This is a genomic window from Pseudomonas sp. FW305-20 (assembly GCF_058788075.1).
This window is the reverse complement of sequence record NZ_JBYTAJ010000014.1, coordinates 85,409-104,630: the sequence shown is the minus strand read 5'-3', so window position 1 is coordinate 104,630 and position 19,222 is coordinate 85,409. Positions and strand designations below refer to the sequence as shown.

Below are 19,222 nucleotides of genomic sequence, written 5' to 3'. Positions count from 1 at the left end.
TGGCCTCATGTCTACACTGGCGACATGAGTAAAGCCTCTCTCTGCTCAAAAAACATACAAGATGATCAGGATCGCATTCATGACCGAACCGTTGCTGCCATGGCAGGCTGACAGGCCATACAACCAACTGCCGCTGCTACCACCTGGAATCGAGCTGGAAACACGTGCAGTCCTCAAAAAATGTATTGAGGCACGTACCGCGTTGGCCGAGTTGAAACAGGCCGCAGAGTTGATTCCGAATCAGACGGTCCTGATCAATACAATTCCGTTGCTGGAAGCAAAAGACAGTTCGGAAATAGAAAGCATCGTCACCACCACGGACTTATTGTTCCAGCATGCTCAAGACACTGAAAACCATGCGGATCCAGCGACCAAGGAAGCGTTACGTTATCGAACAGCACTGAATCAAGGCTTTCAATCCCTGACGGAGCGGCCGCTGTCCACCAACACTGCTGTAGAAATTTGCCGCACGCTAAAAGGCGTTAAGTTGGACATCCGCCGCACGCCAGGCACACAGCTCGCGAATGACCGTACCGGCGAAGTCATCTACACCCCGCCCGAAGGTGAGGAACACTTGCGTAACCTCCTCGCCAATTGGGAACGCTTTCTGCACAACGAAACCGATCTCGATCCCCTCGTTCGTATGGCAGTCGGGCATTATCAATTTGAGGCAATCCATCCATTTATCGATGGTAACGGCCGCACCGGACGGGTCATAAATACTTTGTTTTTGATCCAGGAAGGCCTGTTGAACCTGCCTATCCTCTACCTCAGCCGCTACATCATTGCCTACCGGGCCGATTACTACCGACACTTACTGGAAGTCACGACTAAACAGGCTTGGGAACCATGGTTGTTGTTCATGCTAAGCGCTGTAGAAGAAACCGCTCGCTGGACGACGGCCAAGATTGCGGCCATTCGTGCATTGTCCGAACACACCACTCAGTTTGTTCGTGAACAACTGCCGAAGACCTATACGCGTGAACTGGTCGATGTCATTTTTGAGCAGCCTTACTGTCGTATCAGCAACGTCGTCGAGAAGAAAATTGCTCAGCGCCAGGCTGCGTCTCGTCACCTGAAAGAGCTGGTGATGATTGGAGTATTGGAAGAGGTTCAGGTGGGTAAGGAGAAGCTTTTTATTCATCCGAAACTGATGCAATTACTCATTCGCGACAGCAACGAATTCAAGCATTACGCAGGCTAATGTGTGTGAGTCGAAACGCAAAAAGCCCCGATTGATCGGGGCTTTTTCTTGTGTACGATTTGTTTATGACGCGACGTTACTGGCTTTGTTGTTACCCGGTGCATCGAGCACCTTCGCTACGTCATCGATGATCGCCTTACTCATCTCCTGCAAAAAATGCGACGCCCAGGCGGGCACCTCCGGTTTTTGGGCGGTGGTGGGTGGTAACCAGTGAAGCGGTAACGCAAATTTTGGACGGATCGATAGCGGGCATTAGCAAAAACTCCTGAATCAAAGTTAGAGCTACCACGTTCGTTATCAGGCGAATGGGTGGCAGCTATGCGCGGGCTGATAAACCGGAGATACAGGAACCCGGCAGACCCGAAGGTCTCCCACGCACAGCCGCCATTACACGGAAATGTTGGCACAAAAAAAACGCCAGCAATCGTGATTTGGGGCGCTTGTGCGCCTGTATCTTACTCGGGTTATCAGGCCCGGTCGCCGAATTGGCAGCGACGGGTTGAAGGTAGCTTGCGGGCGGAGGATGCGCAATCGTGGCTAGGTGGTGGCGTGGGTTGAAGGTTTTAGTGATTTTTATGGCTGGGCAATGATTATTGGGCAGCCATAACTTTCATAATTTTGAAGAAGGCATGCTGATGGCCTTGCCGACTTGTTGAAGGAGATATTCGGAATGGACATTGAATTGGATCAGTTTCAAAAGGATTTGCTGGAATCTGTACGCGAAATGAATGAGAGCCGCGCGGCTCAAGTCTCCAAGACCAGGCCGTTGCGAATACAAGATTGCATCGACACTTACGTGTCGTCCTCAGCGACACATCCCAAGAACGTGTCGCCGAAACAGGAAAATAGCGACACGTAACAAGACGGACTACAACAGAAGGGGCTGAGTCCTACTGCAAAATCGCACAACGTCTAGCAGCCGTTAGCTTGTGAAATGACGATCTGAGGCAAAGCCCCGGCATCGTTGGACGGCAGGGTAAAAGTCGTTCGAAAACCGAGTTTATCCAGCATGTCCATCATCGCATCGATCGTAAATTTCTCGATCTTGCCAGTGGTGAGTTCTGAGACGCGTGATTGGGTCACGTTCAACCTGGCTGCAGCCTCACTTTGTTTGAGGCCCAGGGTTTTGATGTAGTCAGTGATAAATATCGATAGCTCCATCTTCAACGCTGTTTTGCTAGCGACTTCGCTGTCATGCGTGGCATGGAATGGGCTGTCGAAAAATTGAACTGCCATGAACGCCTCCCTACTTTGAGTTATCTAAAATTTGCGATAAACGCAGGCTAGTCGATTGATCGTTTTTGATGCAAACGTATTGTGTCTGCGAGACATAACTCATTACATCAAGTAACTAATGATGTTCCCGTCCCCACCTTTATCCCCTCCAGCCAACCCCATACATTGAACTCCAACGCCGACCCATTCATTCCGAAGGGAAGGTCACTTGGAGATTCCTCATGCCTTTCGTAAGCGTACGCATCACCCGCGATGGCGTTACCTCTGAGCAGAAAGCTCAGGTGATCGCCGAAATCACTGAAACCCTGCAGCGCGTCCTCAACAAGGATCCGCACCTGACCCACATCGTGATCGAAGAAGTCGACACCGATAACTGGGGCTACGCCGGCATCACCACCACCCAGTACCGCAAGCAGCTGGCTGAGGCGGAGGGGAAGTCATGACCGCGACCGTCTCCATCGATTTCATCTCCGACGTGGTGTGCCCGTGGTGCGCCTTGGGTGCGACGGCGCTGGAGCAGGCGATCGAGAACGTGGCCGGTGAGGTTTCGGTGGAGCTGACCTACAAGCCCTTCGAGTTGAACCCGGACATGCCGGCAGTCGGCGAGAAAGCGGTCGAGCATTTGATGCGCAAATATGGACGAACCGCCGAAGACGTCGCCGCCGGCAAAGCGATGCAGATCGCTCGCGGTGAGGCCATCGGCTTCAAGTTTGATCTGGAGAAACGCAGCCACTTCTACAACACGTTTGATGCTCATCGGTTGTTGATGTGGGCGTTGCAGAAAGGGCGGCAGGTCGCACTGAAGAAGATCCTGCTGCGCGCTTACTTCACCGACGGCCAGAACCCGAGCGATCGCGAGACGCTGGTGGGTCTGGCTGCTGAAGCGGGACTGAATGCGGTGGCTGCTCAAGAGGTGTTGGCGTCCGGCGCGTTCGCCAAAGAAGTGCGTGAGCTTGAAGCGTTTTACCGCCAGCGCGGCATCAATTCGGTTCCAGCCATGGTGCTGAACGGTCGTCACCTGGTGTCCGGTTCGCAGTCGGTCGAGTACTACGAACATATGTTGAGACAAATGGCGAAGGCCCCCGCCGAAGCCTGATTACTTACTTTCTCAAACCATCATTTATTAGTTGAGGTTCATCATGAGCAATTCGAAAAAAGTCATCGTAATTACGGGCGCTTCCCAAGGTCTCGGCGCAGGCATGGTCAAGGCGTTCCGTGATCTGGATTACAACGTTGTCGCCACTTCGCGTTCGATCAAACCGTCCACCGACCCGGACATCCTCACCGTGGCGGGCGACATCGGCAACCCGGAAGTCGCCCAGCAAGTCATCCGTGAAGCCATCGAACGTTTTGGCCGCGTCGACACCCTGGTCAACAACGCCGGGATCTTCGTTGCCAAGCCGTTCACCGCTTACACCCAAGAAGACTACGCCGCGGTCCTGTCGGTTAACCTGAATGGCTTCTTCTACATCACCCAACTTGCGATCACCGAGATGGAAAAACAAGGCAGCGGCCATGTCGTCAACATCACCACCAGCCTGGTGGACCACGCCATCGACGGAGTGCCGTCGGTACTGGCTTCGTTGACCAAAGGTGGTTTGAACGCGGCTACCAAATCTTTGGCTATCGAATACGCCAAGCGCGGGATTCGGGTGAATGCGGTGTCCCCAGGCATTATCAAGACGCCAATGCATGGCGAAGAAACCCACGAAGCGCTGGGCAATCTGCACCCGGTCGGGCATATGGGCGAGATCAGTGATATTGCGCAGGCTGTTGTGTATCTGGACAGCGCCAACTTTGTTACTGGCGAGATCTTGCATGTGGATGGTGGGCAGAGTGCGGGGCACTAAGGCCGGCTTTTCCAAACGCCAGAAACAACAAAGCCCTCGTATTTCTACGAGGGCTTCGTTTTGTATGGTGCCGGCACCAGACGAACGGTATGTTTCGGGGAGGCCAGGTTTTCCGGGCGTCTGGATTTCGATGGAAAATTCGGCGTACCCCAACTAGTAACTATAAATAAATCAGCTAGTTATGGCGTTCAGTGGAATCGAACTCGGGATTTTTCAGATGTCAGTACGCTGTCGGTCTGCAAGTTATTCAGAGCCGCATACGGAATGGTAAACCTCCTGAGTTCGAACGTTGTCGATCATCCCCTCCGCAGGGAATAGGCCGGAGTCCGCTAAAAGCTGCCAGTGGCGATAGGCAGAAGACAGCCGATTCTGTTGAAAAAGTCGGTTTTCTCAAACTGCCAGGATACTGATCGGTGAAAGCGTCTATTTTGTTCACTGCTACGTGAAATCTAAGTCCTAATACCTCTGCGCCGATTCTAGATTTTAATCTCAGGTGCGTACTTTTCTGCTGTGAAAACCGCGCCAGACTATTTTCAATAGAATCAGCCAATAGCAGACGCTCATAGAGGATAGGTATTGGTCCTCAGTGGACTGTGACAGGTAGAAATGGGTTTAGAGCAGCTTTCAATGTTTCGATGAAATCAGTGGCGATTCGAAGTGCAGGCGCGGGCCAAGGTTGAGCATCCATTTCTGGTGATCAAGAGGCATCTGATGGGTATGGGCGAGTTGCGCGGTTAACACGGAGAACCGGACGGAAAAGCCCGCCAAGCTGCTACGCGCACTGACGCCTCGATTAGGTTCCAAGGCCGGAAACGTAGAGGGGCCGCATGAGGGCTGGCTTCTAGTTGGTGACTGATGGGCTGACTTTTTACAGCGGTACATCTAGCTGTGGTGCACGGCTTGCTCTCGACCGGCTTTTACCAGCTTCACCTTCTTTTCGCGTTTTTCCTTTTCCCGCTGCTCAAGAAACTGGTCGAGAAGGCTATCTAACTGCTGCTCATGGGCCTCTGCAACTTCGAGGAAATCCGCATCGATGACGAATTCCTCCGCTGGCTTGGCCTTTTTAGCAAAAGACTCCTTACCGTGCACGTAGAGTTTTATAGCCATGAGTTTGATCCTTGAAGGATGATGTCGAGATCTTTGCTTCTAAAATAAGAGACAACCGACTCCTGAATACGTTCTAGGCAGTCCACCATTTCAACCATAGGGTTATCAAGGCTTTCGTCAAACGCCATCGTACCATCGATGATTATAACAATGGGTCGGATTTTCGCTCTCTCGCCGTGGACGCCATCGCATAGAGGAGCCTTATGACGGCGCCCGATCACTGGAGCAATTGGCAGGAGAGGCCGTGGCGTGACCGGGATGCACATGAACCATTGAACCTTTTCCCACATTCGTTCACGGGCATGAAACGGAACGTCATCTGCAAACGGCAGCGTCATCGCCAACGCGCCTTCATCCCAAGCAGTGCCAGCTGCGGACGACGATAATGGAAGAGTAATTTGGTGATCCGGGTGGTGGTCAGCGAAACCTGCTCCGTAGACCAACGACAAGCTATTCATCGCTCCTGCGCGTTGCGTTCCCAAGGCTAAACGAATCGTGTGTTGATCCATGGAGCCGCGAAACCAGCGGTCTTCAAATTTCTCCATGATGGCTATGACTGCGGCGTGGAGCACCGTCGCAGTCTCACGCATCAGGGCGGGGTATACGGTCAGCTCACGGCGCAGTTGATTAACCACTTGATCCCGCGACCTGCTGACTTCGTCATAAATTTTTCCGATGGGAGCATCAAAATCAAGCAGTGCTAGGTCACACTTCAACGGGATTTTAATGATACGACCCACTGCTCGGGTGTGGATTTCTCCGGTGCCAGACACAATGGCATTGATCACCGACCCCAGCCAATGCTGCGCTTTGGGAACTCCGCCTGGAAAGGGGGATGAGCTGATGCCTAGGGCAATGGTGGTTGTCCCCGGGTAAATTAAACGCTCCTCGTCGAACGGCCATGCCGGAAGGTTAGACATCAAGCCGCCGTCAAAGAAGCTGCCGGACACGGATCTCACGAAGTTTTCCGTGCTACGCCGGAATCGAATGGGCCACGGAGCAAAAATGATGGGTAGACAGATAGAGGCGGCGACCGCATCGGCAATAAGTGTGTCTGGCGTGCGCTCTAGACAAAACAGTTCCAGGCATTCACCAGTAATATTGGTTGACACGATTTTCAAAGGCAGACCTCCTGCCGATGAGAGATCTTTAAACGTTACGTTCGCTCGCCCCAGCGCAAGCTTGTCAGCGATGGCTCCATCAATCAGCTGTCGAACCTTGTTGACACTGGAAATGCCCTTAGCGACGCGAATAACGATTGCCACCAATCCCACAGCCGCAACGGAGGAGAGGATTGCGACGACTTGAGCGAAAGTCGGAAAGAAATAAAGAGAAAATAGTAGCAACAGTCCCAGAATCACGCCTTGACGTTTCCCTGGGCGCAGGACAGCCGGAAGAAGCAAATTCAAACTTTCATGAAAGCCTTTTACCCCCTGAACGAGGACGGGCACTCTCCTGGTAAACTTCAAGATGCTCCAGGCATTCTTCGAAAAAATGTCCGTCGCGCGCACAATCCCAAATTTTGGCGTGATGGATTGGAAAAGATGGCTTTGGGTGTCAGGATCGACGAGCTCTTTACCCGTGTATCCCGCCGCTACCAGCGCTGCAATCAACGAGCCGGCGGAGGTACCAGAAACGCCTTTGATTTCCAGCTTGAGGTCGTTGATCGCCAACAGGGCGCCAGCATGAACCACGCCTTTGGCGCCTCCCCCCTGGAAAGCGAGAAAAACGGGATGCGGCTTTATCATCAAATCATTCCTTGGTTTTACAATATGGTCTGGTGAATGCCCCAGATGCTTAAAGTATCTGTGCCGCGCAATCACTCGGATCCAGGCGCCTGCCTCTTGAGCCCTAACGACTTTAGCGTGCCATGTTTGTAATGCTCATAAATACCGTCAGTGTATTTCAACCTGCTGGCCATATGCTATAAGTTTGCATGATCACTGAACCATGCCTTGAGCGCTGAAATTTCTGGTAAGCGGTTCTAAAAGTAGAATTCTGGTCCCACCGGCGTCCCATATGGGATAGTCCGCAAACGGCTGACCCTGGGAGAAATAAACGGATGACAGTGCAAGAGGTGATGGATACCCCAGCGGCCCGGCTAAAAGGACTGGAGCTCCAAGGCGGCTGGATTGTCGAAGAACTCCTTGGGGTAGGAAAGACCGACCCCAGTGGTGAGGGCACAGGGGGGTCGTTTTCGGTGTCCTACCGGGTCAAACACAACCAAGCCGAGGCATTTCTTAAGGCACTGGATCTGGACCGCATCCTAGACAACGATGACGAGCATGATTTTTTAGACGTCATCAATCGGGAAACGACCGCGTTCTCTCAAGAGCAAAAGCTCAATGAGCACTGTGCGAAAAACCGAATGCGGCAGGTGGTTAGCATCATCAGTCACGGCACTGTCAAGGTTGAACGCAAGGAAGGCGACAAAATTTCGAAAGTGCCCTACATGATTCTGGAGCTTGCCGATGGCGGTGACGTTCGTGGATACCTGAAGCAGCGCTCCATAAACGACTTTTGGGCTAAATTTGGCTACCTTAAAGATGTCCTTCTTGGCATCAGTCAACTCCACGCTCAGGAAATAAGCCATCAGGATTTGAAACCCTCGAACGTGATGGTGTTTGCAAATCACGGGGCCAAAGTAGGTGATCTGGGAAGGGCCTCGATCAAGGGTTTTTCTGGCGGTGCTTATGAGGATTGGGTCGTCGCAGGCGACTCAAGCTATGCTCCACCGGAGCAGCTGTACGGCTTAGCCCCTCCCGAGTGGGTGGATCGGCGTGAACGCAGTGATCTTTATCAGTTCGGCTCCTTGATCTCATTCGTGTTGTTCGGTGTAACACTGAATACGATGATGCAAGAGCGGATTCCGGCCGCTATAGGCCCGAAACACTGGTTCCCGGAGGAAGGGGGCGGGAGCACTTACGCGCAAGCACTACCTTATTTACAGCAGGCATTTTTTGACGGACTGGAAGAGTACAAAACATCGCTGCCTGCCTGGGCGGCAGTCAAAGTGATTGACCTAATCGTTCAATGTTCCAACCCTGATTACACGCAGCGCGGGTCCAAAAGAGTGCTGGGGAAATCCCAGTTTTTGGGATTAGGCCTGAACCGGTTCGTCAGTGCTCTGGAGAATCTACGCACTGAAGCCGCCAAGCAGGCTCGGCTTGAGGCACGCAGGCCAGTTAAGCATGAGGTTTAGCATGGAAGAATTCGACAGGAAGGTCATTCCGATCTGGGATTCTTCCATAATGGCTGCCACCCTGGCCGAGAATTCATCAACGAGGAATACTGCCGACCCTGTGGTGTTAGGGAATGAAACGCCCAGGCTTATTGATGAGCTCGCGCACTCGCAAGCAATTGGCGCTGCGGTAGAATTGCTCAACGCTGCAAAGCTTGAGCGTCACCGGGAAGGAATGATAATCGCTTCCAGACGAATCCTTACGGAAGGCGACTTGCCACAACCGGTTTTGGCAATGGCGCGCATCGCCCTTGCAGAAGAGTCGGATGAATTTCAGCCGCAAGTTTCTGGCCGTGCTCGAATTCATGACCTTCGCCGGCGTCTCCGCAGCAACCCGCGCAACACCCTCGCCTGGGTAGATATGTCCCGCGAATATCTTATCCTCGGGCTTGGTGAGCCGGCAGCTAGAGCGATGTCTATCGCATTGGGATTGGCCGGCGGGCATCGCTGGGTCACCCGAGTGGCCTCCAGACTGTTTGTTCATCTCGAGGATTTTGACCGATCCCATGCCCTGTTATCCAAACACCCAGCCGTAAAAAACGATCCTTGGATTGCCTCGGCCGAGCTGGCTGTTTGCCAACTGCTTGAACAACCCAGTAAAAATATAGTGGCCGCCAAACGCCTGTTGGAGCAGCGATTTCATCCCCGTCACACTTCCGAGCTCGCCAGTTCCCTTGGCACATTGGAAATTGAAAGCGGTGCCATTAAAAAAGCTAAAGCATACATCCGCGCGTCTTTGCTTGATCCAAACCGCAATTCCTTGGCACAGGCGGTATGGGCGGAGCAAGCGCACGACATCAAGTTTGCCTCGCACTCCGCTGTTCAGGGCCTGGATATTGCCTATGAGGCGAAGGCTTGGGAGAACTACATCAGGGGCGAAATACAGCCTGCGATCGAGAACTGCAAGGCCTGGTATGACTCCGAACCTTACTCAAGTCAGCCCCCAATTCTGGCAGGATATCTGGCTGCTCTTGATGATCGCTACGACGAAATCATCGCGACTGCAACGCGTGGATTAGTGACAAGTCCCGGTAACCCAACGCTGAAGTTAAACAAAGCATATGGGGAAATGGCGAAGATTGATCCGATAAATCCGACGGAATCGGATACAAGGAAAGTAGCGGGCTGGGTGACCTTGTTTCAGGAACACATGAAAGTAGACCGTTATCACGCCGCCCATGCCCTCGCTAACATGGGCATGCTCTGCTACCGACTGGGTGTACTTGATAAAGGTCGCGAGTATTACGAAAAAGCAGAAAAAATTTGCACCGCCGAGCGCTTCAACACCCAGTTGATGTGCGTGATTTATCATGCCCGAGAAGCGATGCTTGCCCGAGCCAGCTGGGCGGGCGAATTGCTCGAAAAAGCTCGCCAGGCCAGTATCAAACACGCAGACCATGGCAAGGAAGCTGCCGTGGCCTATCTGGATAAACTTAACGCACTCCAGGCGAACCCAGATAATTACCTGGGCATTTTTAAACTTGAACGGCCAATTGCCGCTCGCCAGACGCCATCGATAGATCGCATCGCCTTTGCGAACTCTATCCAACAAGGCTTGACGTTTTATTTGCCTGAAGATTTCAAGAGGTTCTAACGGCATTTCGGTCTGTTATCTAAGATTCGAGCGGACCAACTTGTTTGTGGCGGAACTTGCCCCTAATCGGCCTCAAGCGCGCTGCGACTTACGCTGTGCGCCTTGACCGTCCCGTAATGCCCGCCGCCAAATAGGTCGCGCAATGCCTGCGATCCGGCATAGCTCAGTTGCCGACCATAGCCAAAATTGCGCCCATCCCGTTTACCGACCAACCGCATGATCACATTCCTCTCGAAACCAAACTTTTAAAGCCATCCCCACGTCATCCCGCCATGGATGTTGAGTGTTATCAGGGATCAAGGCCCCTGCGACCTGTGAGGGTTGTCCACTAACGCGGGACTGGCGGCTCTTTACGACCGGGAGCTTGGGCATCTCATGATCTGGCCTCCTGAGCACTTCCGAAGAAGTGGGCGGGTGGAGGTTGCGCTGGCTGACGAGACCAGCGCCGCGAGATCCTGAGTCGGGTGAAGGCAGTGAAGCGATGACCGGGGCATGCCTGGCTGTCAGTCAGGTGCAGCCCATTCCGTGGGCTGCGGCACCATCATCTGCATCGCTGTTGTTGGTGACTTCGGTGTTTGTCACGCCGATTGTCACGAGGGGAAATGCCGCAATGCCTTGTACGAGTTGGGTTGCAGCAGCGGTAGGAGCGCCCGTCTCTTTCCGCGAGAAAGAGACGGGCGCAGGTTGGCGCAAGGAAATGGCCACGCGGATAGGTTGCTGCAGAGCAGCTATGAAAAGGGATGAGTTGCCGCAGTGGGCACACTGCTAGAAGTAGGCATCCATCACATCGCTGTGACCGTGCGAGCCGCCGGACGCTAATCGCACTTTGGGAGAACCACCACGGTGTGGCGTAGCCTTAAAGGTTCTGGCTACCTGGGTTGCTGTCAAAGACAGCGCTTTGCCCGATCTTTTCTACGCCTGTGGATAATTTGGGTCAAGGCTCGAATTTTCGGGAATTCTGCGGCTGTGGATGAAATTATCCACCGGTGGAAATCTATGGTTTTCCACAGACAATTTGCGTGGGCTTTAGATTTTTTAAATGAGGTCCATCCAAGCAGGGCGGCTTTGCAGCCCCGCTTGGATGGACCCGCGTGGAAGGGCGGACAACGGCGATCTCGCAGGCTTACCCACGTTTGGATGCGCCACGGCTATTTTGTAGGGCCGTGATGTTGTCGCCGACTGGGTGAGCGAATTCGTGGGGTGTCACATGCCCATGGCGGTTGGCGTCGATGTAGTTGCTCCACCACGCCATGATCAGCCTGCGCTGTTCGAGGAATTCGGCCTTGTGGATATACGCGGCACGCACACGGTTGCGTTCCTTGTGGCTCATTTGTCTTTCGATGGCTGCGTCGGTCCATAACCCGGACTCCAGCAGGGCGCTACAGGCCATGGTCCTGAAGCCGTGGCCGCACACGTCCTTGCTGGTGTCATAGCCGACGTTGCGGAGCATGGTGTTCACCGTGTTTTCAGACATGGGCTTCCAGTACTTGTGGTCGCCTGGTAGCACTAATTCTGAAAAGCGACTGAGGCTGCGCAGCCGCTCCAGTATTTCGATGACCTGCGGCGATAGCGGAACCATTTGAATGTCGCCATTCATCTTGGTCCCACGTGTGGAGTTGCGTACCCCTTCAATCGGTGCGCGTGTATCGGGGATTTCCCACATGGCGCGTTGGAGGTCGAACTCACTCCATCGCGCGAAGCGCAGTTCGCTGGAGCGGACGAATACATGCAGCGTGAGCAGGACGGCGAGGCGCGTCAGTTCGCGGCCGTTGTAGTTGTCGATACGGTGTAGCAGTTCGGGTAGGCGGTTGAGGGAAAGGGCCGGGCGATGGATTGTGCGCGGCGCGTAAATCGAGCCTGCCAGATCCAGTGCAGGATTCATGGTGATCTGCCGAGCCCTTTTGGCGCCGCGCATGATGGTGGATAAGTAGTTCTGTACCCTTAAGGCCACATCCATGGTGCCGCGTTCCTTGATGCGCTGGGTGATCTCTAGCAGGTCATGGGTATCGAGCTCAGCTATGGGTCGTTGGCCGATCAGCGGGAAGACGTGGGTGCGCAGTCGGCTCATTACGGTTTTTGCGTGGCCTTCGGTCCAGCGGCGGGACATATCTGCGTGCCACTCCAGAGCAACGGTTTCGAAAAGCAGTGCCGCCCGCTGGGCTACGATCTTGGCCTTCTTCTTTTCTTCCATTGGGTCGAGGTTGTCTAGCAGCAACGCCTTGGCTTCGTCTCGCTTACGTCGTGCGACGGAAAGGGTAACGATGGGGTAATTGCCGATGATGAGCGTGCCTTCCTTGCCGTTGGGCTTGGTGTACTTCAAGCGCCAGGTCTTCACGCCATTGGGTTTGACGAAAAGGTACATGCCGCCACCGTCGAACAGCTTGTAGGCGCGCTCGCGGGTTTTGGCCGTGCGGCATTGCAGGTCGCTGAGAGGGATCGCTAGACGTGGCATAGGGGTACGCGCTCCTGACCGGAAAATCGCAGTACCCCTAACATACCCTCGGGGAAGGGGGATTTTGTTGGATCCCGACAGAGGGTTCTGGAACGAAAAAACCCGCCAAAGGGCGGGTTTTCGGGGCTTCCAGAGCATTCAGTAGAATGCAATGGAGCCTAATGTGGTGCCGGCACCAGGAGTCGAACCCGGGACCTACTGATTACAAGTCAGTTGCTCTACCAACTGAGCTATACCGGCGTGTTGGGCGACGATTATAGCGATTGGGTTGGTTCTGTAAACCCCTGAATTCAGACTATTTTTGCGCAGGCGTCAAGCTGGCCCCGCGGATGCTTCTGCGGGGCCGAGCGATGCAATTGCTTTAGCCCCTTACACGCCGTTTTTAACCGCGTTGATCAAGTCCTGGCTTAGCACCTGCGCGGGCGCCACTTGCACGCTTTGCGTGTAGAACGGCGGCAGGTTTTGGGCCAGTGTCGACAACGCTTGGGCGGTGGTGTTGCCCGGCAGCAGCACGTATTGGAGGTTGGACGGATAGCTTTGCGGCACGGGGCCTTCCATGGTTGAGCCGTACGCGCCGAAGGTCATCACGGCCTGCGGGGTGGTGGGGTCGGGGGAGTAGAGGAAGACGAAGGTGCCGTACTTCGGATGGGTCAGGTATTGGCCGGCCTCGGCGCGAACGACGGGGTCGGGGTCGTTCATCAGGGTCCAGCGCATGACCGCGTAGTTGCGGGTGGTTTCCATGAACGCTGTCCGAATCGGCGACTGGTTCTCGACGCCGCCCAGACACACCAGCAGGTTGCCGAACGGATCGATGAGGGCTACCGAGTTGAACACTGTGCTTTGTTGCGCAGTCTTCAATAGCGGCGGAGCGAGTTCTGCGCCGGGGTCACGCGGGTTGGCCGATTGCACAGTCAATGCAAACGGGCTGAGCGCAGTCAGTGCCTGGCGGACTTTGCTGGTGGCCGGGAGGTTTGCCGGGTTTTGCAGTTGATCCGGCGGCAGACCGCTGTTGTTGCTGGCCTCGCGGACGGTGTTGACGCTGGCGGAGAAGATCGAGCTGGTGAGGAAGTAAGCCGCCGAGTCGATGGTCTGGCCAGCAAACACCGGACTGGTCGAGCCCTGATAGGCCCGGCTGACCGGCGCCGCGATCGCGTAATAACCCCAGGTGTCTTGCGCCTGTTGGCGGATCTGCGGCGGCAGCGATGGAAAGGTGAACTGGCTGTTGTAGTTGATGCCTGCGTAGTCATCGATCGCACTGACGGCGACGTTAAATCCTGCAGTCAGCAGCGAACCGGCGCACATGGCGCACGGGTCTAGCGTGGTGACGACGGTCAACTGATTGGGCGGTGGCAGGTTCAATGGCGCGGCGTTTTCGTAGTACCAGTCCACCAATTGCCGTTCGCCGTGGGCGGTCGGGTCATGAGGTAGAAAGTACGTGGTGCCACCGCCGGGGATAGGCATCAGCACGTTGTTGTGCAGCGCGGCGATGACCTCGCCCGTTGCGTTGTTGATGATGGCGCCGCCCACCGCGAAGGTTTGCTGCAGCGCAGCTTCAATGGCTTGGTTGGCGACGGTATCGACGGCTTCCTGTGCACTGTTCAATGTGCTCATGATCTTCCCAGCTCCTTGCTGTTTGAGCGCCAGGAAAATCTGGCGTTTGGCAACGATAGTTGAGGTTTCGCCGGTCGTTATGTTGTTTTGTCTTAATGCTTATGCACAACGGGATCTGTACCGCACCTGTTTAGAGGCAAATTTGCGGACCCGTTCTCATTTGCTCGCAAATACCTGTTTTCCCGCTTTTTTTACAGGTGTACGAAAATTGTACAGTTGTGTTTCTGCCCCGAAACAGCCGGATATATTGGATCCACGATAATTTCATCCCCAGAGTTATCCACAGGCTGGAGCGTTTTAGGGGCGCTCAGCCAGGATCAGGAAATTACGCGGTGTAAGCGGGGTTTCGCAGAAGGTGCCGAGGCGGACCGCATACCCCTGCTCGGAGAGGAAAAGGGCACGATCGAGTACCAGCCAAAGCTCCAATGGGCGTCGGAAAAGTCCGCGCAGCAGCTCGAGATTGCGCACTTCAGCCAGTCGCTGCCAACCGGTGGCTTCGAGCGCTGGCCAATCGTGCGCTCCGATTGTGGATAACTCCTTGAGCGCGGCTAAATGATGGCAGTAATCGGCAAAGGATCTATCCAGCCAGGCACTGGGCAGCGACGGGGTGGGCAGGTATTCGTCAACGCCGCGAAGTTGCCGTTGCAGCAGGTCGAAACCCAGGCGCCGGGCCATGGAGGTGTCGCGCTGGCGTCGGACGCGAGCGCCGGCGGTGACGGTTTCGTTCATCGGCAGCGAGAGATCTTCGAGCGACAGTTGTAGGTCGGATCGCATACCCGCAGAGGAAAGCGCCTGATATTCACTCACACTGATCCGGTTGTAGCAGCAAGGGGCGATGGCCAACTGCTTGCAACCGGTGGCGCTCGCGAGTTGCATCAGCCGCACGTGAAGATCACCGCAGGCGTGCAGCGCTACCGGCGTGTGGCCGGCCTTCAGTAAAGAGGCAGCCCCCGGCGCGAGCACGTCTTGCTCGACGTGAAGCGCATGCAAATGATGACGCTGACTGAGTGCCTGGCCACTGGCGACCAACGTCGGGTCATATTCCAGGCAAGTGAGCTGCTGACCGGTTTGTAACAGGCGTCGCCCCAGATGTCCTTTGCCCGAACACCAATCCAGCCAATGCTTCGGCGCCTCGGAAAATTCCAGCCGACTGGCAAACGCCTCGATCTGCTGCCACTTGCGCCCCGGCACATCGACATTCAGCCGATGGCCAGCTGCTTCGAGTGCGTGAGGCGGCAATTCAGCTACAGCGCTCAGTTCGAGGGACAACGCCGCCAGTGAAGCGAATGGCTCCGGCGCCTCCAGAAGAGCAGGTTGGTTATGAGCATTTTCCGCATCGTCCAATGACCTGCCGCGTAGCCGTGCAGACAACTCGGGGTAGGACGCTTCCCACGGAAGCCGCAGGTGAGTAAATGGACGAGGTTTCCACAGCGCCTGATGCTTTGTCAGAAAAGCATCCAGCGCCGTGAAGCGGGCGAGTAGGGCCTCGCCCGTCAGCACGTAAGAATCAACGCCCTTGGCAGGCATCGACGCGCAGCCAGCGCTCCAACTGACGGAACGCCTGCACCAGTACAAACGACATCAATAGATAGAACACACCGGCAGTAAAGAACATGTCCACCGTCAGGTAGTTGCGGGCAATGATGGTGCGCGCCATGCCGGTGAGTTCCAGCAGGGTGACGGTGCTCGCCAGAGAACTGGCCTTGAGCATCAGGATCACTTCGTTGCTGTAGGCAGGCAGGCCGATCCGTGCCGCTCGCGGCAGGATGATGAAAAACAGCGCCTTGGCCTTGGACATGCCCAATGCGCGTGCCGCTTCGATCTCACCGGGCGGAATCGCCTGGATCGCGCCGCGCAGGATCTCCGCAATGTAAGCCGCCGTGTGCAACGTCATGGTGGCCGTGGCGCACCAGAACGGGCTTCGCAGGTAAGGCCACAGGACGCTGTCGCGCACCGCGTCGAACTGCGCCAGGCCGTAATAGACCAGGAACAACTGAACCAACAGTGGTGTGCCGCGAAAGAAAAAGATGTAAGCGTAGGGAAACGCGCGAACGTACCAAAGCTTGGACGAGCGCGCGATGCCCAATGGGATGGCCAGCAGCAGGCCGAGAATCACGGCGATGCCCACCAGCTCCAATGTCAGGGTGGCGCCCTGGATGAACTTCGGCAGCCATTTGTAGATGACTTCCCATTCCATTACGTCGTCCTCACAAAGCCGCGGGCGGCGCGTTTTTCCAGAAAATGCATGCCAACCATGGCCAGTATTGTCAGGCCCAGATACATGAAGGCCGCGACCATGAAGAACGTAAATGGATGCTTGGCGAAGGTCACGGCGTTCTGTGCATGACGCATGATTTCTTCCAGGCCGATGACGGACACCAGTGCCGTGTCCTTCATCAGGACCATGAACAGGTTGCCCAGCCCCGGCAGGGCGATGCGCCACATCTGCGGCATGATCAGTCGGGTGAAGATGCGAAATTTCGACAGCCCCAACGCCACACCCGCTTCGCGGTGACCTTTGGGGATAGCCAGAATCGCACCACGAAACACTTCCGTGGCGTAGGCGCCGAAGCACAGCCCCAGTGCAATTACGCCGGCGGCGAAGGCATTGAGTTCGAGGTCGGGCTTGCCGAAGAACTCGCCCAGGGCACGCATCAGGTTGACCGTGCCGAAATAGATCAACAGCACCCAGAGCAATTCAGGGATGCCGCGAACCAGGGTTGAATAAGTGCCGCCAAGCCATTGCAGCGGCTTGTACGGGGAAGTCTTGGCCAAGGCGCCGAGCAGACCGAGCACCAGCCCCAGGCACAAGGCCGAGAGTGCCAGTTTCACAGTCATCAGCGCGCCAGCGGCGAGCGCCGGGCCGAATCCGTAGAGATCGATAGTCATGGATTTCTTTTCAAATCGCGCAGGCAATGCCAGGGACTGGCGCCGTCAGATAACGGCGCCGGCCCGACAGGTCAGAATCAATAGATGCTGAACGGGAAATACTTGTCGTTGATCTTTTTGTAGGTGCCATCAGCGACGATTTCTTTCAGTGCGGTGTTCAGCTTCGTACGAATCTCATCGCCTTTACGTACAGCGATACCGATCTTGTCGCTTTCTTCCACCGGGTCGCCTTTGAACTCATAAGAACGGCCGGCGTCGCTTTTCAGCCACTCGTAGTTGACGTACTTGTCCGCCAGGATGGCGTCCAGACGACCGGAAGTCAGGTCGAGGTAGGCGTTTTCCTGGGTGTCATAAAGTTTGATTTCGACGCCTTCCATGTTGTCTTCCAGCCAGGTGCCAGCGAGGGTCGCACGTTGTGCACCGATCACTTTGCCTTGCAGGGAAGCCTTGTCGGTTTTGAAGTCGACGTTTTTCGGAGCGATAAATTGCAGCTTGTTGGAGTAGTACGGGTCGGTGAAGTCCACCGCTTGCTTGCGCTCGTCGGTGATCGACATCGAGGAGATCAGGAAGTCGAACTTCTTGGCGTTCAAGGCCGGAATGATGCCGTCCCAGTCAGACGTGACCACGGTGCATTCGACTTTCATCTTGGCGCACAGGGCGTCGCCGATTTCTTTGTCGAAGCCGACGACATTGCCACTGGCATCTTTGTTGTTGAACGGCGGGTAGGCCGCTTCGATGCCCATCTTCAAGGTCTCGGCGGCGGCACCGGCGCTGAAGGCCAGGGTGACGACAGCCGCCAGGAAGATTTTTTTGTAGTTCTGCATGCGGGTAGCTCCGTTAGCGGTTGCTGGACATGAATTGTTTGCAGCGCGCCGAAAGCGGGTTTTCGAACACCTGCTGTGGCGATCCTTGCTCTTCTACCAAGCCTTGGTGGAGGAACACCACCTCGCTGGACACCTGACGGGCGAAACCCATTTCATGGGTGACCAACAGCATGGTGCGGCCTTCTTCGGCCAATGCGCGGATGACATTAAGTACTTCCTGGACCATTTCCGGGTCAAGGGCGGAGGTGGGTTCGTCGAACAGGATCACCTTGGGCTGCATTGCCAACGTGCGGGCAATGGCGGCGCGTTGTTGTTGACCGCCGGAGAGTTGCGCCGGGTAGGCGTGGCGTTTGTCCGCGATGCCGACCTTGGCCAGCAAGGCCTCGGCGACTTCGATGGCCTCGGCCTTGCTCTGGCCGAGTACGCGGCGCGGCGCTTCGATGATGTTGTCGAGCACGCTCATGTGCGGCCAGAGATTAAAGTTTTGAAATACAAAACCGATCTCGCTGCGCAGGCGATTGATCTGCTTGCCATCAGCAGCAACCAGTTCGCCGTTCTTGGCGGCTTTGAGCTTGAGTTCTTCGCCGGCCACAAGGATTTGTCCCTGATGCGGGTTTTCCAACAGGTTGATGCAACGAAGGAAGGTGGACTTGCCGGAACCGGAAGAACCCAGGATCGAGATCACGTCGCCGTCGCGGGCGGTCAGCGAGATGCCTTTGAGCACCTCAAGCTGTCCGTAGCGTTTGTGCAAGTTGCGGATTTCAAGCGCGGGCGTGGCCTCAGCCATGTGCGTTCCTCATAAGTATTTCGCTCCTGCTATTGGCGGCCTTCCTGGCGAGGCGGCCAAGCTAGCATAGCGTCTGAATGACAGCCAACAGCGCTACGGACGCTAAACAGCTGGCGTGTGGCAGGTTGTCGCATCGGTACAGCAGACTGTCGCGCTGCTATCAACCGAACAGCCGTTTGAACCCTGCCTGTCGATAAAAAGGCTGGGGCTGTTCCAAAAAAGGGCGCGATGTTGCCAGCTTTGACGGGGGGTTGGAAGCGCTAACCGGCCAAACGTTCCTGATCCGCACTTTTATTGTGCGTCGCTTTATTTTTGGGTGTGTTTCTGGTGCGCCACTTCGTTCCTGAAAGTGGGTCGCAGGGTAACGCTCTGGCGAATTGCCATTAATCTCAATGACTTGCGATGACTGTCCGGTCCGGCGGAGAGC

General features: G+C 55.4%; 17 protein-coding genes, 1 tRNA gene and 2 pseudogenes. 7 read left to right on the top strand and 13 right to left on the bottom strand.

Annotated elements, in window-relative coordinates; genetic code table 11:
* Window positions 1-79 precede the first annotated feature (79 nt).
* A complete protein-coding gene (fic, locus tag AC3WP4_RS14595) occupies window positions 80-1,204 on the top strand; it encodes a protein adenylyltransferase Fic (RefSeq protein ID WP_102614979.1) in 1,125 nt (374 codons plus the stop codon).
* 63 nt (window positions 1,205-1,267) lie between these two features.
* Here fic and AC3WP4_RS14590 read toward each other — a convergent pair.
* Window positions 1,268-1,375 (bottom strand): annotated as a pseudogene (locus AC3WP4_RS14590) (DUF3077 domain-containing protein); the annotation flags it as partial.
* A gap of 499 nt (window positions 1,376-1,874) precedes the next feature.
* Here AC3WP4_RS14590 and AC3WP4_RS14585 point away from each other — a divergent pair.
* Window positions 1,875-2,063 (top strand): hypothetical protein, encoded by a 189-nt coding sequence (locus AC3WP4_RS14585; protein WP_074872626.1) that lies wholly within the window; start codon window positions 1,875-1,877, stop codon window positions 2,061-2,063.
* 53 nt (window positions 2,064-2,116) lie between these two features.
* Here AC3WP4_RS14585 and AC3WP4_RS14580 read toward each other — a convergent pair whose 3' ends face one another.
* Entirely contained in the window at window positions 2,117-2,440 is a 324-nt protein-coding gene (locus AC3WP4_RS14580) for a helix-turn-helix domain-containing protein (protein ID WP_074872629.1), read from the bottom strand.
* Window positions 2,441-2,661: 221 nt separating this feature from the next.
* Here AC3WP4_RS14580 and AC3WP4_RS14575 point away from each other — a divergent pair, with 221 nt between their 5' ends.
* The 3 genes from AC3WP4_RS14575 to AC3WP4_RS14565 are packed head-to-tail and all read left to right on the top strand — an operon-like array spanning window position 2,662 to window position 4,290.
* A complete protein-coding gene (locus AC3WP4_RS14575) occupies window positions 2,662-2,883 on the top strand; it encodes a tautomerase family protein (protein WP_008149366.1) in 222 nt (73 codons plus the stop codon).
* Window positions 2,880-3,536 (top strand): DsbA family oxidoreductase, encoded by a 657-nt coding sequence (locus tag AC3WP4_RS14570; RefSeq protein ID WP_102614978.1) that lies wholly within the window; start codon window positions 2,880-2,882, stop codon window positions 3,534-3,536. The genes AC3WP4_RS14575 and AC3WP4_RS14570 overlap by 4 nt, the downstream gene beginning before the upstream one ends.
* 43 nt (window positions 3,537-3,579) lie before the next feature.
* Window positions 3,580-4,290 carry an SDR family NAD(P)-dependent oxidoreductase gene (locus AC3WP4_RS14565; RefSeq protein ID WP_102614977.1) on the top strand — a complete coding sequence of 237 codons (711 nt, stop codon included), beginning with the start codon at window positions 3,580-3,582 and terminating at the stop codon, window positions 4,288-4,290.
* Between the two features lie 882 nt (window positions 4,291-5,172).
* Here AC3WP4_RS14565 and AC3WP4_RS14560 read toward each other — a convergent pair.
* Window positions 5,173-5,397, bottom strand: coding sequence for a hypothetical protein (locus AC3WP4_RS14560; protein WP_102614976.1), 225 nt, complete (start codon window positions 5,395-5,397; stop codon window positions 5,173-5,175).
* Window positions 5,388-7,145: a patatin-like phospholipase family protein gene (locus tag AC3WP4_RS14555; RefSeq protein WP_102614975.1), complete on the bottom strand. Its 1,758-nt coding sequence runs from the start codon at window positions 7,143-7,145 to the stop codon at window positions 5,388-5,390. The genes AC3WP4_RS14560 and AC3WP4_RS14555 overlap by 10 nt, the downstream gene beginning before the upstream one ends.
* Window positions 7,146-7,459: 314 nt before the next feature.
* On the opposite strand from AC3WP4_RS14555, the gene AC3WP4_RS14550 reads away from it, so the two are divergent.
* Together AC3WP4_RS14550 and AC3WP4_RS14545 are read left to right on the top strand one after the other, a co-directional pair.
* Window positions 7,460-8,599 carry a protein kinase domain-containing protein gene (locus AC3WP4_RS14550; protein ID WP_102614974.1) on the top strand — a complete coding sequence of 380 codons (1,140 nt, stop codon included), beginning with the start codon at window positions 7,460-7,462 and terminating at the stop codon, window positions 8,597-8,599.
* Window position 8,600: 1 nt separating this feature from the next.
* Complete coding sequence (locus AC3WP4_RS14545) at window positions 8,601-10,232, top strand: hypothetical protein (RefSeq protein ID WP_102614973.1); 1,632 nt, start codon at window positions 8,601-8,603, stop codon at window positions 10,230-10,232.
* A gap of 92 nt (window positions 10,233-10,324) precedes the next feature.
* On the opposite strand, the pseudogene AC3WP4_RS14540 reads toward AC3WP4_RS14545, so the two are convergent.
* The 9 genes and pseudogenes from AC3WP4_RS14540 to AC3WP4_RS14500 all read right to left on the bottom strand — a co-directional run.
* Window positions 10,325-10,450, bottom strand: a pseudogene (locus tag AC3WP4_RS14540) (integrase domain-containing protein); the annotation flags it as partial.
* 905 nt (window positions 10,451-11,355) lie between these two features.
* Complete coding sequence (locus tag AC3WP4_RS14535) at window positions 11,356-12,684, bottom strand: tyrosine-type recombinase/integrase (RefSeq protein WP_102614971.1); 1,329 nt, start codon at window positions 12,682-12,684, stop codon at window positions 11,356-11,358.
* Between the two features lie 164 nt (window positions 12,685-12,848).
* Window positions 12,849-12,924, bottom strand: a tRNA-Thr gene (locus AC3WP4_RS14530).
* 129 nt (window positions 12,925-13,053) lie between these two features.
* Complete coding sequence (locus AC3WP4_RS14525) at window positions 13,054-14,295, bottom strand: nucleoside deaminase (RefSeq protein WP_102614970.1); 1,242 nt, start codon at window positions 14,293-14,295, stop codon at window positions 13,054-13,056.
* Between the two features lie 297 nt (window positions 14,296-14,592).
* Window positions 14,593-15,822 carry a methyltransferase gene (locus AC3WP4_RS14520; RefSeq protein WP_102614969.1) on the bottom strand — a complete coding sequence of 410 codons (1,230 nt, stop codon included), beginning with the start codon at window positions 15,820-15,822 and terminating at the stop codon, window positions 14,593-14,595.
* Window positions 15,803-16,492, bottom strand: coding sequence for an ABC transporter permease (locus AC3WP4_RS14515; RefSeq protein WP_074872677.1), 690 nt, complete (start codon window positions 16,490-16,492; stop codon window positions 15,803-15,805). The genes AC3WP4_RS14520 and AC3WP4_RS14515 overlap by 20 nt, the downstream gene beginning before the upstream one ends.
* Window positions 16,492-17,184, bottom strand: a complete 693-nt coding sequence (locus AC3WP4_RS14510) for an ABC transporter permease (RefSeq protein WP_076029000.1) — start codon at window positions 17,182-17,184, stop codon at window positions 16,492-16,494. Before AC3WP4_RS14510 ends, AC3WP4_RS14515 begins: the two co-directional genes overlap by 1 nt.
* A 77-nt stretch (window positions 17,185-17,261) precedes the next feature.
* Entirely contained in the window at window positions 17,262-18,008 is a 747-nt protein-coding gene (locus tag AC3WP4_RS14505) for an ABC transporter substrate-binding protein (protein ID WP_102614968.1), read from the bottom strand.
* Between the two features lie 13 nt (window positions 18,009-18,021).
* Window positions 18,022-18,795: an ABC transporter ATP-binding protein gene (locus AC3WP4_RS14500; RefSeq protein ID WP_007897462.1), complete on the bottom strand. Its 774-nt coding sequence runs from the start codon at window positions 18,793-18,795 to the stop codon at window positions 18,022-18,024.
* Window positions 18,796-19,222: the final 427 nt, after the last annotated feature.